This window comes from Planktothrix paucivesiculata PCC 9631 (assembly GCF_900009265.2).
Classification (GTDB): Bacteria; Cyanobacteriota; Cyanobacteriia; order Cyanobacteriales; family Microcoleaceae; genus Planktothrix; species Planktothrix paucivesiculata.
In genome coordinates this window covers 124619-138963 of record NZ_LR735014.1, presented here as the reverse complement: position 1 = coordinate 138963, position 14345 = coordinate 124619, and the positions used below count along the sequence as shown (strand labels likewise).

At 40.7% G+C, this 14345-nt stretch carries 12 protein-coding genes; 6 read left to right on the top strand and 6 right to left on the bottom strand.

Features of this window, described 5'->3' with window-relative positions:
- Positions 1-88 precede the first annotated feature (88 nt).
- Positions 89-1381, bottom strand: coding sequence for a precorrin-6y C5,15-methyltransferase (decarboxylating) subunit CbiE (gene cbiE, locus PL9631_RS11720; RefSeq protein ID WP_083620526.1), 1293 nt, complete (start codon positions 1379-1381; stop codon positions 89-91).
- A gap of 105 nt (positions 1382-1486) precedes the next feature.
- Positions 1487-2272: a DUF1868 domain-containing protein gene (locus PL9631_RS11715; protein ID WP_083620524.1), complete on the bottom strand. Its 786-nt coding sequence runs from the start codon at positions 2270-2272 to the stop codon at positions 1487-1489.
- A gap of 34 nt (positions 2273-2306) precedes the next feature.
- Here PL9631_RS11715 and holA point away from each other — a divergent pair, with 34 nt between their 5' ends.
- From holA to PL9631_RS11700, 3 genes are all read left to right on the top strand, one after another.
- A complete protein-coding gene (holA, locus tag PL9631_RS11710; RefSeq protein WP_083620521.1) occupies positions 2307-3308 on the top strand; it encodes a DNA polymerase III subunit delta in 1002 nt (333 codons plus the stop codon).
- 75 nt (positions 3309-3383) lie between these two features.
- Positions 3384-4364 (top strand): hypothetical protein, encoded by a 981-nt coding sequence (locus PL9631_RS11705; protein WP_083620519.1) that lies wholly within the window; start codon positions 3384-3386, stop codon positions 4362-4364.
- A 482-nt stretch (positions 4365-4846) separates the two neighbouring features.
- Positions 4847-8089, top strand: a complete 3243-nt coding sequence (locus PL9631_RS11700; RefSeq protein ID WP_197046345.1) for a diguanylate cyclase domain-containing protein — start codon at positions 4847-4849, stop codon at positions 8087-8089.
- 19 nt (positions 8090-8108) lie between these two features.
- Here the strand turns inward: PL9631_RS11700 and PL9631_RS11695 are convergent, their stop codons facing one another.
- Positions 8109-9470 carry a serine/threonine protein kinase gene (locus tag PL9631_RS11695; protein ID WP_083620514.1) on the bottom strand — a complete coding sequence of 454 codons (1362 nt, stop codon included), beginning with the start codon at positions 9468-9470 and terminating at the stop codon, positions 8109-8111.
- A 77-nt stretch (positions 9471-9547) separates the two neighbouring features.
- Between PL9631_RS11695 and PL9631_RS11690 the strand changes: the two genes are divergently transcribed.
- Both PL9631_RS11690 and PL9631_RS11685 read left to right on the top strand, forming a co-directional pair.
- A complete protein-coding gene (locus PL9631_RS11690) occupies positions 9548-9703 on the top strand; it encodes a PCP reductase family protein (RefSeq protein WP_083620511.1) in 156 nt (51 codons plus the stop codon).
- Between the two features lie 85 nt (positions 9704-9788).
- Positions 9789-10541: an HAD family hydrolase gene (locus PL9631_RS11685; RefSeq protein WP_083620508.1), complete on the top strand. Its 753-nt coding sequence runs from the start codon at positions 9789-9791 to the stop codon at positions 10539-10541.
- Positions 10542-10670: 129 nt separating this feature from the next.
- Here the strand turns inward: PL9631_RS11685 and PL9631_RS11680 are convergent, their stop codons facing one another.
- Both PL9631_RS11680 and PL9631_RS11675 read right to left on the bottom strand, forming a co-directional pair.
- Entirely contained in the window at positions 10671-11696 is a 1026-nt protein-coding gene (locus PL9631_RS11680) for a long-chain acyl-[acyl-carrier-protein] reductase (protein ID WP_083620505.1), read from the bottom strand.
- 114 nt (positions 11697-11810) lie between these two features.
- Positions 11811-12503: an aldehyde oxygenase (deformylating) gene (locus PL9631_RS11675; RefSeq protein WP_083620503.1), complete on the bottom strand. Its 693-nt coding sequence runs from the start codon at positions 12501-12503 to the stop codon at positions 11811-11813.
- Positions 12504-12776: 273 nt separating this feature from the next.
- Here PL9631_RS11675 and PL9631_RS11670 point away from each other — a divergent pair, with 273 nt between their 5' ends.
- Complete coding sequence (locus PL9631_RS11670) at positions 12777-13592, top strand: carbohydrate ABC transporter permease (protein ID WP_083620500.1); 816 nt, start codon at positions 12777-12779, stop codon at positions 13590-13592.
- 15 nt (positions 13593-13607) lie between these two features.
- Here the strand turns inward: PL9631_RS11670 and PL9631_RS11665 are convergent, their stop codons facing one another.
- Entirely contained in the window at positions 13608-14243 is a 636-nt protein-coding gene (locus PL9631_RS11665; protein ID WP_083620498.1) for a hypothetical protein, read from the bottom strand.
- Between the last annotated feature and the right edge of the window lie 102 nt (positions 14244-14345).

Genomic DNA, 14345 nt, shown 5'->3' with positions numbered 1-14345 from the left:
CAATTATACACCATCTGTAGGGGCGAACGGCCGTTCGCCCCTACTAGATATGGTTGTTTTGCGTAAGTCCTGTTGAAAATCAAGGGCGTTAGGCGAATAAACTATGGTGATAAATAGTTAAAATAGTGACCGGGTTAAGGGGAGAAAAACCGGTTAAATTAGCAATAGGAACCGAACGAGATAACTGTACATTGAGAATCTGATAACTCCAACTGCGTTCAATCCGTTTTCGTTGTTCTAACCAATTTAAGGCTGTGTTTAAATGTTCAATAGTTGCTAAGGCTAAAACAATTATACCACCGGGACTTAAACGAATACTACAAATTCCTAATATTTCGCTGAGATTTTCCCCACTTCCGCCAATAAAAATTCGATTAGGAGAACGTAAATGATGTAAAATATCCGGTGCTTCTCCATGAATTGAAATAACATTATTAACTTTAAACCGTTGACGATTTTGTTCAATTAATGTGGTTCCGGCTGCTGTTTTTTCAATTGCATAAATGGTAGAATCAGGAAAAAGGCGAGCAATTTCTATGGAAACTGAACCCATTCCGGCGCCAATATCCCAGATCGTTTGTTTGGGTTGTAAACCCAATTCTCCTAATACTAAAGTTCTAATTTCCCGTTTGGTCATGAGTCCCGGGCGATCGCTATAACTGAAAAATAGTTGATCGGGAATACCAAAAGTTGAAATTTTAGATAAATCTAATGGTTGTATTTCTGATCGAGATTGACGTAATAAAATAACAATATTTAAGGGTGAAAAAACTTGAGTTTTTAATGTTTCTATATCCCATAGTTGGACTCGTTCATCATTTCCGCCTAAATTTTCACAAACCCAAAATTGATAACTACTAGGTAAATCCAAACTACTGATTAATTGAGCGATCGCGGGGGGATTATAAATATTATCTGTTAAAATTGCTATTTTTTCTATACCTTGTTGTAAGGCTTGAATTAAGGTTTCCATTGAGCGACCCTGGGCCCTGAGAATTTGAGCATCTTGCCAAGGAGTTTTAATGCGATTAAAAGCTAATTGAATGCAACTAACATGGGGATGAAAGGTTAATTTATCGGGGGAAAATTCGGCTACTAATAAACGACCCAATCCAAAAAATAACGGATCACCCGATACCAAAACTACAATATAATTATTAACAGATGGCTTATTTTCGATTTCCCATCTGATCAGTTGTTGACGGATTGCTATAATTGTTTCGGTTAAGTCTCCTAACACCAACCGCGAGGCTAAATATTCAGGAAAGTAACTTAAATGGCGATCGCTCCCGACTAATGCCGTCGCTCCCCTAACTAAATCAAGCACAGACTCACTCAGTCCCAATGCCCCTTCTAACCCAATGCCAATCACATGAATCATCGATCAGGATTCCCTATTGCCCGTTGCCCTGTCCCCGTTCCTTCTTTAACAGGTGTTGATCGTTAAAAATTAACGATCAACACCCGAACAACAAATCATCAACCCCTAGGATTTAAATTCTAAAACAGGCCAGTCTGGTTCTCGATAATAGCGATTCATGTCATCAAATTTACGAAGTTCGGCTCGGTTAACCCAGATTTGTTGAGTTGAATCCAACCATTGTTGATTAAAAGAAGATAGAATATTGCAGAAATTTGCCCGATCTAAATCTTCAGGAATACTACCAAAATAACCCAAGGTAATGTGCGCCGTTAAATAATATTGTTGATCGACACCTAACGGAATTAAACTGGGATTTTGATAGATAGATCGGCGAAATTCAAGAGTTTTTTCATAGGACTCTTGATCTCGGGGAACCAAGCAAACGGTAATCGCCCTTGGTAATAACATAAAACCAAAAATTTGCCAACGGATACCCGCAGAAATCGGGGTTGATTTAAACGTCTCAAAAGATTGAGCGATCGCTTCATGCAAATTCGGCTCAAAATTAGGATCTTGACTAGCATCTCGATAGGCACTATCCCAGACCAAATCAGCCAGAGTCAAATGTAAACTATCCGGGGGGATAGTAATTAAAAAATTAGGATCAAACTTTTCACCCAGTTGCTGTTGACAAGTTTGGAGATTTTTATAGAACTCTTGATTATCCAAGTCCTCCGTCGCCGGAGGCGTAATAATGGTATAACCCGGGAAAGGCACAGCTTGGCGTCTACCCTGGGAGTCAGGTTTAAACTTAGGGGACTCCTGGATATACTCCAACTGAGAGTGATAGGATTCTGGCAGCGTTAACCGCGCCACCCGATTCACATAAACTTGATAAGTATCGTCCAATTTTAATCGCCTCTTTTGAAAAAATTAAGTTATTATGCCAATCTACCTGTACTGGGGAGACGATGACTTTTCCTTATTGCAAGCGGTGGAACGATTGCGATCGGCCGTCGTTGATCCCAGTTGGGATAGTTTCAATTCTGACAGAATTGTGTCCGATCAAGCAAATTCTATCGTTATAGGACTCAATCAAGCCATGACTCCCCCGTTTGGGCTGGGGGGACGCTTTGTTTGGTTGGCCGATACCACCTTGATGCAGCAATGTCCCACGGAGGTTTATCAGGAGTTAGAACGAACACTTCCCGCGATCCCCGATACTACCACCTTACTATTAACGGGTTCCAACAAACCCGATAAACGCCTAAAATCCACTAAATTCTTAGAAGACCAGATTCGCAGATCCAAAGGAGAATTGCGGGAATTTTCGCGGATCAAACCCTGGGAAACCGACAAGTTAGAACAGCAAGTTAGAACCCTGGCCACCGAACGTGGGGTAAAACTTACCCCCAATGGCATCGCCCTCCTGGCGGAGTTAGTCGGAAATGATATCCGACAACTGTATAACGAATTGGAAAAACTCCAACTTTTTAGTCAAAATACTCGTCAACCCTTGAGTGTGGAGGACATTTCCCGATTAGTTCAGTCCAATACTCAAAACAGCCTAAAACTTGCCACTTGTATTAAATCTGGACAAACCAGCGACGCCCTAGAGTTAATTGCCGATCTACTGTTACATAATGAACCCGCCCTGAAAATTGTGGCAACTTTAGTTAGTCAGTTTCGGACTTGGTTGTGGATTAAATTAATGATGGAAACCGGAGTTCGGGATAAAGTCGAAATTGCTAAAACCGCCGAAATTGGCAACCCTAACCGGGTATTTTTTCTGCAAAAAGAAGTCCAAACTCCCACAATTCAGCAATTTCAACAGAGTTTACCCCTGTTGCTGCAACTAGAAGCCCATCTCAAACGCGGTGGGGAAGAACTCTCTACCCTACAAATCCACATTATTGAACTGTGTCGTCTATTTCAACGGGGCTAATTTCCAGAAAATAGTTGCACAACGATTAATCAGTGATACTATCATTAGTCATGGACAGGTGAAATCATTTTAGCTATGTCATCACAAGATCAAAGCCCACGAGAACTGGCTAAACAGGGCGATCCCAAAGTAATCGCAGACGCCATTAACCGTTCCCTAATATCCAAAGGAATTAAGGCTGATGTCATGCGAGATAACGGCTGTCTCCATGTTATGATGGAGGGGGATCAGGTTCCTCACTATCAAAAAGATTTGGTTAAATTAGTCCGAAATGGTATGGATCGCCTCGGTGTTGAAACGATTTACACCGTTCGGGTTTATGGGCGTCAGTTCGGAGATGATTTACCCGTTTGGGAAGAAGAAATTGTTCTGAGAACCCCGCCAGAACCGATGATGAATCCCGCCGATGATGTTGATTTAGATCAATCGTCTGTCCCTTTAGTCGATGACGAAGACGAAGATTACAATATTGATGACGAAATCATCGAGGATGACTTCATCAATGATGAAGATGAATATTTGCCCAACCATAATAATAATGTAGCAGCCACCTACAATCCCGAGGAGGATGATGATCCCGATGATGAAATTGAGGAAACCACCCGACAGGTTGAACCCAAAAAGCCCAAAAGCAAGGTTTTACCGTTGATCCTGTTAGGGGTTTTAGCAGTTTTGGCCATCTTGGGGGGATTGCATTTTGCCGGAATATTCCGCCTACCTTTCCTACCCGCCGGATCTTCCTCCTCGGGTGAATCTGCCGATACCCCCTCTGTGCCCGTGGCTTCCGATTCTCCTAAACCAACTACATCCGCAGCAGTGACGGTAGATCCGTTTTCGGAAGCGGTTAAGACTGCGATCAATACTGCCAATTTAGCCCAGAAAGCCCAAACCCAAGCGGAATGGACAAAAGTGGGGACGGAATGGAAACGGGCTAGTGAGTTGATGAAAAAAGTTCCTAAGTCCCATCCTAAGTTTACGGTGGCTGAAGATAGAGCCGTCCAATATGCTAATAATCAGAAGATAGCGGAACAAAAAGCTGCCACGGCTCCGAATTAAAATATGGTTGATGGTTTCTATTTTAACTGTATTTTAATTCAGAGATGTCATCAGAATTTTTTTCTGGTAAAGTTATTTATCTGCGTATAAAAAACAATAGTAATACTAAAAAAGCGGGGAAAAATGATACCTACCCGCTTTTTTTTTAGGCAATCTTGCCCTAGGTAATAGGTGGGAAAAATTTCACCATCAGGTTTTCTGGATCAGTTTTTGTCAAATACCGCCAGGCGCGCGACTGCGATACCTAATTAAAGATTGCTCCAGTGTATTATTGAGCCGGGGAGCAATTGTAAATTTTTAATAAAGTTCAGACCCCCTTTTCTCAAGTTTTCATCAAATTTTGATGAAGTTTTAAACCGAATCGGTGCAGGGACAGGGGCAGTAGTTAATAATACATATATAAGTCTTCTACTACTATCATGGTCTTTGATGATCTTCTATTGGTATCCCAATTTACTTCGGAGCAAACCTTGGATCAAATCATGACACTTACGCAACAAATTCACCAAAATCTTGAATTAGGTGAGATTTTAAACGTAATGGTCAAAGGAATTAGGGCAATCTTGGGTTGCGATCGGGCTGTGGTCTATCGTTTCTTACCTGATGGCGATGGGGTCGTAGCAGAAGAATCCGTCAGTCCTGAAGCGACACCAATTTTAGGACAACTAATCTATGATCCCTGCTTTCAAGCCAAGTGGGTAGACCGATATCGCCATGGACAGATTAGCTCAATTGAAGATGTAGAGACTAGGCCGCTTCAAGCTTGTTACAAAGAGCTTTTACAACGATTACAAATCGCTGCCAATCTTGTTGTCCCGATTTTACTCCCCAGATCCCCATCGCCTCAAACTTCTCCCACCTTGCCCGATCTTTGGGGTTTATTGATTGTTCATCAATGTCAAAGTTCCCGTCACTGGACAACCCTAGACATTAAATTTATGCAACAAATGGCGATGCAATTAGGGATTGCTATTCAATATAGGGAAGCTGACCACCATCTCCGGCAATTATATCAACAAAAACCCCAAGGAATATCACTACCTATCCAAGAAATAAACGCCACACACGATTGCCAATGTTCTGATTTGGGTAATGAATATTTAACTGAAAAATCTAATAATGCTATATCAATTACCGAATTAAATGGGCTAGATCGACTCCAAACCCCAATCTGGATTTTTGATATTGAGAATTTACAAATGTGGTGGGCTAACCGGGCGGCACTTCATATCTGGAATGCTACTGATCGAGAAGAATTAATTCAACGTAATTTTCACGATATTTCAGAAGCTACTAGGATTCGTTTAAACGCTTATTTACAACAATTTAAATACAAAAAAAATATCACCGAAACCTGGACATTTTACCCCGAAAGTAAACCGATGTCAGTTCGTTGTAATTGTTCTGAAATTCAGATTGAAACGGGTCGAATGGCGATGTTAGTGGAAGGGATTACAGAAGTTGCTAATCAAAGCTCTCCTGAAACCCTGCGGGCGATTGAAGTCCTGAATCATACCACCGTGATGATTTCCCTATATACCCTGGAGGGTGTCCCCTTAATGCAAAATCCCTCCGCTCTTGAGTGTTATGGCGATACCCTCCATCCCAATCTCAATAACGATAATGCCTTTGTCCGCCATTTTGTTGATCCTAAGATTGGAGAAACCGCCATCGTAACCGCCCAATCCGGGGCAATTTTTAGTATTGAGACTCAGGTTTATACTTTAAATGGTATTCGTTGGCATGGTTTAGATGTGCGTTGTACCCGTGATCCAGTAACAGGAAATGCCATGCTTCTTGTGAATGAAAAAGATATTACCGAAAAACAATCAGCCCTAATCCAATATCTGCATACTGAACAAGAATTGCGCTGGAAAGAAGCCTTATTACGTTCGATGACGGATACGTCTAACTTGGCATTTTTTGTAGTTGATAATCGGACGGATAATATTCTCTATTTTAATCATCGTTTTTGTGAAATTTGGCAAATTGAACACTTAGAAATTAAAATGTTAGAAGGAGTTTTAAAAAATAATGATATTATTCCCGATTGTATTCCTTTAATTGCTGATGTTCCGGCTTTTGCTGAGTCCTGTAAACCTTTACAATCAGAAGAAAATCGGATGGTAATTGAGGATGCAATTGCTTTTTCTGATGGGCGTACTATTCGCCGTTTTTCAAGTCAAATTCGAGATCAAGACGATCACTATTTTGGACGGTTATATATTTTTGAGGATATTAGCGATCGCCAACAGGTAGAAATCAATCTGAAGGAAAGTGAAGAACGTTATCGCTCTGTAATTGCGGCGATGGGTGAAGGCATTGTACTACAGCAAGCCGATGGTCAGATCACCGCCTGTAATCAAAGCGCGGAAAAGATTTTAGGTTTAACGATCCATCAAATGACGGGATTAACTTCTATTGACGCCCGGTGGAGAGCGATTCAAAATGATGGTTCTCCATTTCCAGGGGAAAACCATCCGGCGATGGTGACGTTACGCACCGGAAAACCCGAATTTGATGTGACTATGGGAGTTCATAAACCCGATGGGACTCTAACTTGGATTTCGATTAATTCCCAACCCTTATTTCATGCTGATCGACCCCAAGCCTATGCAGTTGTTGCCTCTTTTTCAGATATTACGGTTCGGAAACAAGCGGAAGAAACCTTAAAACAACAGGCTGAACGGGAACGGATGATTTATGGTATTACCCAAAGAATTCGTCAGTCTTTGGATTTAGATGAAATTCTACAAACCACTGTCGCTGAAGTTCGTCAGTTTTTACAGACTGATCGGGTGATCATTTATCGGTTTAATCCAGATTGGAGCGGTGTTGTGGTTAAGGAGTCTGTTAGTGCCGGGACAAAATCAGTTTTGAATCAAAAAATTACAGATAGCTATTTTGTGGAAAATCAGGGAAAATCCTATGAGCAAAACACTCTTAAACAGACTTCTGATATCTATAACGCCGAGATTAACCCCTGTCATTTGGAGTTATTAGAAAAGTTACAGGTTCGAGCAATATTAGTGGTTCCAATTTTGCAAAGTCCGGGTTTATGGGGGTTATTAGTTGCCCATCATTGCACTGGGCCGAGGGAATGGCATCCCTTAGAAACTGAACTTTTGAAGCAATTGGCAATTCAGTTAGCGATCGCTATTCACCAATCAGAACTTCATCAACAATTACAACTGGCTAATCAACAATTACAAAATTTAGCCATGGTGGATCAACTCACCCAAATTGCTAATCGTCGGTGTTTTGACGAGATCTTAAATCAAGAATGGAATCGTTTAATCCGAGAACAACGTCCCCTTTCTTTACTACTTTCTGATATTGATTATTTTAAACAATATAATGATACCTATGGACATTCTCAAGGAGATATTTGTTTACAACAGGTGGCTCAGGCTTTGCAACAGGGTGTTCAGCGTTCTGTTGATTTAGTTGCCCGTTATGGGGGCGAGGAATTTGTGGTAATTTTACCCCACACCGATCAGGAAGGGGCATTGCAAGTGGCTCAGAAAATTCAAGATGTCCTGGAACGGTTTAACCTACCCCATCGTAGTTCTAACGTTGCTGACCGGGTAACAATGAGTATTGGGATTTGTACTTTAATTCCTACGGTCGAGCGGTTTCCTTTGGATTTAATTAATGGTGCGGATCATGCTCTATATCAGGCGAAAACCCAAGGACGAAATCGAGCCGTTAGCAGTATATTATAGGTGAGAATCAAGATTTTGATCAATTTTTTCTCCCCTTTAATTTTTGCAGAAAATCAGAGATCTCAGCCACTAGCCATTCTTTTTCCTGCTGCTCCAAGAAAGAACCAAATTGATGCTTGATAATTCCTTCATACAAGATACAATTGATCACGGGTTTTTGATTAATAGTAGTTCCTGTATTGTTGACCAAAATTTTATCTAGATCTGCTGTTTTTCCTTGTGATATCCAATTTTTAAAGAATAGTTTTTTGTGGATTATAAAATCTTTCTGATCAATGTTAATTTGAATTTTGCTGAAGGAAGTCCAGAGAAGATAATAAAGTGAAACACCACCTACTATTACAAAAAGAATAATAGGTGAGAATAGAAATGGAATGCCATTAGATAGGACAGGTAAGAGGATCATTCCATTCCAAAAAATAGCAAAAAACCATAAAAATAGATCGTCACTCCGAAAACCCGCAGGGGGAATATCAACAACTAAGCTTCTGGATGTTTTTTGAATTTTAACTCGACTTCCTTTCGGCTTTTTATGACAAACCTGAATCCCAGAAGCATTAGAAGACGTGATAGTAGAATTATTTTTCAGTGCTGTTAAAGCTGCGGTTGCAGACTGACATCGATCTTCCAAGATGGGTTCTAACATCATCTCTAACCAGTCAGCAAATTCGGGCGAAATATTAACAATGGAATCAAAATCAATTTTCATTCGTTTTTGAGGCAGTTCATCCGGGGAACGGTTGGTTAATAAATATAATAAAGTTCCTCCCAAACTATACAAATCCGATGCAGGATAGGCTTTTCCTCGCAACTGTTCCGGTGGCATATATCCAATCGTTCCCACAAAGGTTCCACTCAAGGAAATGGTGTTACGGTAAACATCTTGAACGGCTCCAAAATCCACTAAAAAGACTGTTCCATCTGCTTTTCTAATAATATTTTGAGGTTTAATATCCCGGTGAATAATTGGGGGATTGAGTTGATGTAAATAGCTGAGAATCTCTAAAATTTGCAGGGCAATTTGCTTAATTTCGGCTTCCGTGGGATGCCAACCTTTTTCCAGCCAAGTATTTAAAGAATCTCCAGAAACTAATTCTCGAATTAAATAAAATTGTCGATCTTCATCGGTATCTAGGTGAAAATAATCCAAATATTTAGGAATTGCTGGGTGATGCAAATGGGCAAGAACTTTCGCTTCTCGTTCAAATAATTCTAAGATTTTCCAGTCTTTTATCTGTCGCAGGGAAACTGATTTAACGGCAACTCGTTGATAATTGGTGAGATCTTCGGCTTCATAGGTAATTCCCATGCCTCCTTCACCCAAAGTGGTAACGATGCGATAGCGTTGAGCAATAATATCATTGGGTTGGTATAGAGTCATATTGATGATTCTCCTATTGCGCCCTTTCTGATTCCATTATATATTAATGTAATTATCCTCTTTCTTAATTGATGATCATGGAATGGACAGCAGAAGCTGAAACTCGTTTGAAAGAAATTCCTTTTTTTGTCCGTCCGGCGGCTCGGAAAAAGATTGAAAAGTTTGCTCAGGAATTAGGTGTTACTCAAATTACCGTTGAGGTTTATGATCAGGCTAAACAAAAATTTAATTAATAGGGAATACTTCGACTTCGCTCAGTAACAAGGGAATAGGGAATAGAAAAAATATTGAATTTAAAAGTATGGGAAATTTAAAAGTATGGGAAAACTCAAATCTTTGATTTTTGATGTGGATGGTACTTTAGCGGATACGGAACGGGATGGTCATAGAATTGCGTTTAATCAAGCTTTTTCTCAAGTGGGTTTGTCTTGGAATTGGTCTATAGATTTGTATGGTAAATTATTAGCAATTGGTGGAGGAAAAGAGCGAATTCGTTATTATATTGAACAATATGAACCAGACTTTTTATTAACAGACAACTTAAATGATTTAATTACAAGTTTACACCAGTTAAAAAATGAATATTATCGAAAATTATTAGATCAGGGTTCAATTCCTTTGCGTCCTGGGGTACAACGGTTGATTCAAGAAGTCAAGGAAGCAGAAATTAGGTTAGCGATCGCTACAACTAGCGCCTTACCGAATGTGTTAGCCTTATTAGAAAATACAGCCATTGATCCTAATTGGTTTGAAATCATCGCCGCCGGGGATATTGTTCCCGCCAAAAAACCCGCCCCAGATATTTATTTTTATGTCTTAGAAAAGTTAGGATTAAATCCAGAAGATTGTTTAGTATTTGAAGACTCCTATCATGGATTTTCTGCCTCTAAACAAGCCCGATTAAAAACAATTATTACTGTCAATGATTATACCAAAAATCAAAATTTTACCGATGCTCTCTTAGTAGTAAATCATCTAGGTGAACCCGATCAACCGTTTACAGTCTTAGCGGGCAAAATTCCCCAAAAATGCTATTTAGATTTAGCCTTAATATCCTCTTACTTCTCCTAGTTCATAACAACTGATAACCGATAACTCTTAAACTGATGACTGATAACTGATGACTGATAACTGATAACTGGTAACTCCCAAACTGATAACTCTTAAACTGATAACTGATAACTGATGACTGATAACTGATTACAATGGTAAAGCTAAAGGTTTAAAACCATGTTTTACAGAAACCTTACCAATTTGTTCCATTTTTTCAACGGTAATTTGATTGCGACCCCAGGAAAAATTAGTATAAATTTTCTCAAATTCCAGTAACATTGATTCCGCAAAACAGGCAAAGAGTTGACGTCCGGGTAACTTCATATTGACAATTTTCATAATTTTCCAGTCAATATCAAGGGCGTGTTCCACAATTCCGCCGTCTAAGACATAAATGTCAGGATGTTGAATTTTCGTGGCTAAATTCTTAGGATAACCGCCATCAATGAGCAGACAGGGTTTTTTCAAGGTATAGGGATTGATTTCAACTCCTCGAGGCATACTCGCCACCCAAACAATAATATCCGCTTGGGGTAAGGCTTCTTCTAATCCCATAATTTTTCCCCGTCCCAACTCCTCCTGTAAGGCATTAAGACGTTCCTTATCCCGGGCAATTAATAACAATTCTCCGGCCTCTGTGTGGCTGTTGAGCCAACGACAAACCGCACTGCCAATATCCCCTGTAGCTCCACAAATAGCAACGGTAGCCTTAGTTAAATCAATCCCTAGCCGAGCCGCCGCGTTTTCTACCTGACGACAGATAATATAGGCGGTGTGAGTATTTCCGGTGGTAAACCGTTCAAACTCTAACTTAATATTCCGAACCTGTTGAATTTGTTCTAAGTTAAAATTTTCAAAAATAATTGAGGAAAATCCCCCTAAAGCTGTGATATTAATTCCATTTTTTTGAGCATGAGCCATCGCATTAATAATTTTGCGAGTAGCTGCTTTGATGCGACGACTGGCTAACATTTCCGGCAAAAAACAAGACTCTACATATTTGCCTTCAATAATTTGACCCGTAATACTCGTAACTTTGATATCATCAACGATTTGAGGCGGGGCGCTGCACCAAAAATCTAACCCTTGGTCAGCATATTCAGGATATCCTAAATCTCTGGCAACGGCTTGGGCGTGTTCTAGGCTGGTAAGATGACCGATTAAACCAAACATGATTCAACTATAGATTTTAAGATGGATTTTAGAGTTTAACGTCCAAGGCCGCAGTCTGGGTACAGACGTTGCCGTGCAACGTCTCTACGGGTAATCTAAAATCCCAAGGGTATTTTAGGCGGCGGTGAGACCGTAGGCGGACATTCGCATAATATCGCGGGTCGAAAACCCGATATTGCTTAGAGCTTCCCCATAAGCAATCATAAAATCCTCGACTAATGCTTCCTTTTCCATTCCTAGAACACGGGCATCATCGGTAACTTGGTTGAGCATTCTCCAAATAATCGGCAGGTTTTGGCGGTTAGCGTCTTCGAGTTCTGCTTTGGAGGTTTCAAAGTTGGCTTTGAGCCATTCTTCGCCAAAATTGAGGTGTAGATACTCGTCTTTAACCACCCCTTCGGTAATTTTGCGGGCAAAATCATCGGCTACGGGGATGTAAATGTTGTAAGCGGCGATCGCAAAACATTCAATAATTAAAGATTGAATCAACAAGCAGGTGACAACTTTACCTTGGGTGGCCGCATCCTGAAAATTTTGGTGTAAGGAAGCAAAGAACTCCCGGCCAAATTCCATATCCGGTGTGACGGTTAAATTCCGACCACAGGACTGAAACCCTTTTTTATGGCGCATTTCCATTTTAGCTAAACCCGCTAAATTCTCCTTCTGCTCCGGTAACATTTCACCCAGCTTGATGTAATTGTCGTAGGCTTCCTGTTCTCCTTCAATCACAATGGCGTTAATTCGGCTATAGGCATCTTTATAGGTTTCAGATTGGAAGTCAATCGCAATGGCTTCAAGCTGTGGCATAGATTTACAATCTCCCGATCACAAATGAGTTATTATTGCTAGTTTACACCCCCCTCCCCCTCCCTTTGGGATCACCTTAAGATAGGGTCGGAGAGTTGATGTTTTTACCAAACAACTTAATTAATTAAGCTTATAGCGATTCTCGCACAAAACCCACGTCTTTTCAGCTTGGGATGTACTTGGACATCCGATTAAATCCGCCTTCAGGGAAGACCGGAGAGGGTATCATAACTTTTCCTTAACCAAAATAGGATAGCAACCCGTTACTTACTTATGAGAAAAGCCATTCCCAGGGAAAAAATATTAGTCGGATGTAGTTGGGGTCTATTGTTGCTCGGTGCTGGAATTGTCTTATTGCCCTTATTCGTGGTCTTAGTCACGTCCTTTTCCACCCCCAACAGCGTTGGCGAGACTCAGTTTACCCTCGCCAATTATCAAGAAGCTTGGCGTCGAGGTCGGTTTCTCCTGGCGTTTGCCAACTCCACCCTAGTGGCTTTGGGAGTAACCGCATTTCAGGTGGTTACCTCGGCTTTAGCTGGATATGCCTTAGCCCGGTTAAAGTTTCGGGGACGACAAACCCTATTATTGATTGTTTTAGCAACTCTGGTGATTCCGTTTCAGTTATTGGTGATTCCAGTATTTTTAGTTTTGAAATGGGGACACTTACTTAATACCTATTGGGCTTTAATTTTACCCACGGCGGTTAATGGTTTTGGGATCTTTCTCCTGCGTCAATATTTCCTAACAATTCCGGTGGAATTAGAAGAATCCGCCGCCTTGGATGGGGCTAACCGATGGCAGATTTTATGGCAAATTATGTTACCCCTGGCTCAACCCGCCCTGGTAACGTTATTTTTATTTACCTTTATTGGGGAATGGAATGATTTATTTAAACCCCTGATTTTTACCACTAAACCCCAATTAAAAACCGTGCAGTTAGTCCTCGCAGAATTTCAAGAACAATATACCAATAGTTGGCAATTATTAATGGCGGCGGTGGTCATTTCTTCGATTCCGGTGATTGTATTATTTTTGATCGGACAAAAACAATTTATTCGCGGAATTGCCACCACCGGAATTAAGAATTAAAAGCCTGGAATAGTGTTAACGAGCCATGACCACATCAGACACCGTGTTATTAACAAAAATCACATCAATGGCTCCGTTGGGGTTATTGCGATTCCAACGTTCAACGATGCGCCGATTAGTTTGTTCTAAGGTTTGATTAAAGAAAAAATTGTTTCTTTTGAGCCAACGTCTGGCTTGATTTGCATTAGAACCGACTAGATTTTTCCGTGCAGTGGTAAACCAGTCAGAGGAGTTTCCCATCGAGTTATCCGACGAGATACCACAATTTCCGGTGCTAGTGCCCCATTCTTCCGCCGTAACCAATATTTGTGAACCCGAGCGCACATTACCCCGGGACAAATCAACTAAAGTTACCATTGTGGCTGCCATGATTGACCCTGTATAAACAGGTTGTCTGGCCTCATTGGTGGATTGAAAAGTCAAGTTGGAGACGAGGGGGGGCTGTCCTGGGCGCTCCCAACGGATTTCTGTGAAACGACCATTAAGAAACTGGGCCGAATAAGTCCAACCATTGTTCATCCGTCCATTACAAAATAACTGTTGAGCAGCGCTGGCTGAGGAAAATACCGCTTCTCCTAAAACTAAACCCACCGTTGCTAATCCCGTTAAGAAAAGTGTTGCACCGTTCTTAATATTTTTGTTGGTGTCCATTTTAACTGTTGTTTTTATTGAGTAAATTAACCATACCTGTTATTGACAGGATTTATCCCGACGGTATTATAACCCGATTTTGGGTTCGGATCTTCAATAAAA

Bases quoted from the DNA above. Each gene is read 5' to 3' on its own strand.
- cbiE (WP_083620526.1), bottom strand. From the start codon at position 1,381: ATGATTCATGTGATTGGCATTGGGTTAGAAGGGGCATTGGGACTGAGT.
- holA (WP_083620521.1), top strand. From the start codon at position 2,307: ATGCCAATCTACCTGTACTGGGGAGACGATGACTTTTCCTTATTGCAA.
- PL9631_RS11705 (WP_083620519.1), top strand. From the start codon at position 3,384: ATGTCATCACAAGATCAAAGCCCACGAGAACTGGCTAAACAGGGCGAT.
- PL9631_RS11700 (WP_197046345.1), top strand. From the start codon at position 4,847: ATGACACTTACGCAACAAATTCACCAAAATCTTGAATTAGGTGAGATT.
- PL9631_RS11695 (WP_083620514.1), bottom strand. From the start codon at position 9,470: ATGACTCTATACCAACCCAATGATATTATTGCTCAACGCTATCGCATC.
- PL9631_RS11690 (WP_083620511.1), top strand. From the start codon at position 9,548: ATGGAATGGACAGCAGAAGCTGAAACTCGTTTGAAAGAAATTCCTTTT.
- PL9631_RS11685 (WP_083620508.1), top strand. From the start codon at position 9,789: ATGGGAAAACTCAAATCTTTGATTTTTGATGTGGATGGTACTTTAGCG.
- PL9631_RS11680 (WP_083620505.1), bottom strand. From the start codon at position 11,696: ATGTTTGGTTTAATCGGTCATCTTACCAGCCTAGAACACGCCCAAGCC.
- PL9631_RS11675 (WP_083620503.1), bottom strand. From the start codon at position 12,503: ATGCCACAGCTTGAAGCCATTGCGATTGACTTCCAATCTGAAACCTAT.
- PL9631_RS11670 (WP_083620500.1), top strand. From the start codon at position 12,777: ATGAGAAAAGCCATTCCCAGGGAAAAAATATTAGTCGGATGTAGTTGG.
- PL9631_RS11665 (WP_083620498.1), bottom strand. From the start codon at position 14,243: ATGGACACCAACAAAAATATTAAGAACGGTGCAACACTTTTCTTAACG.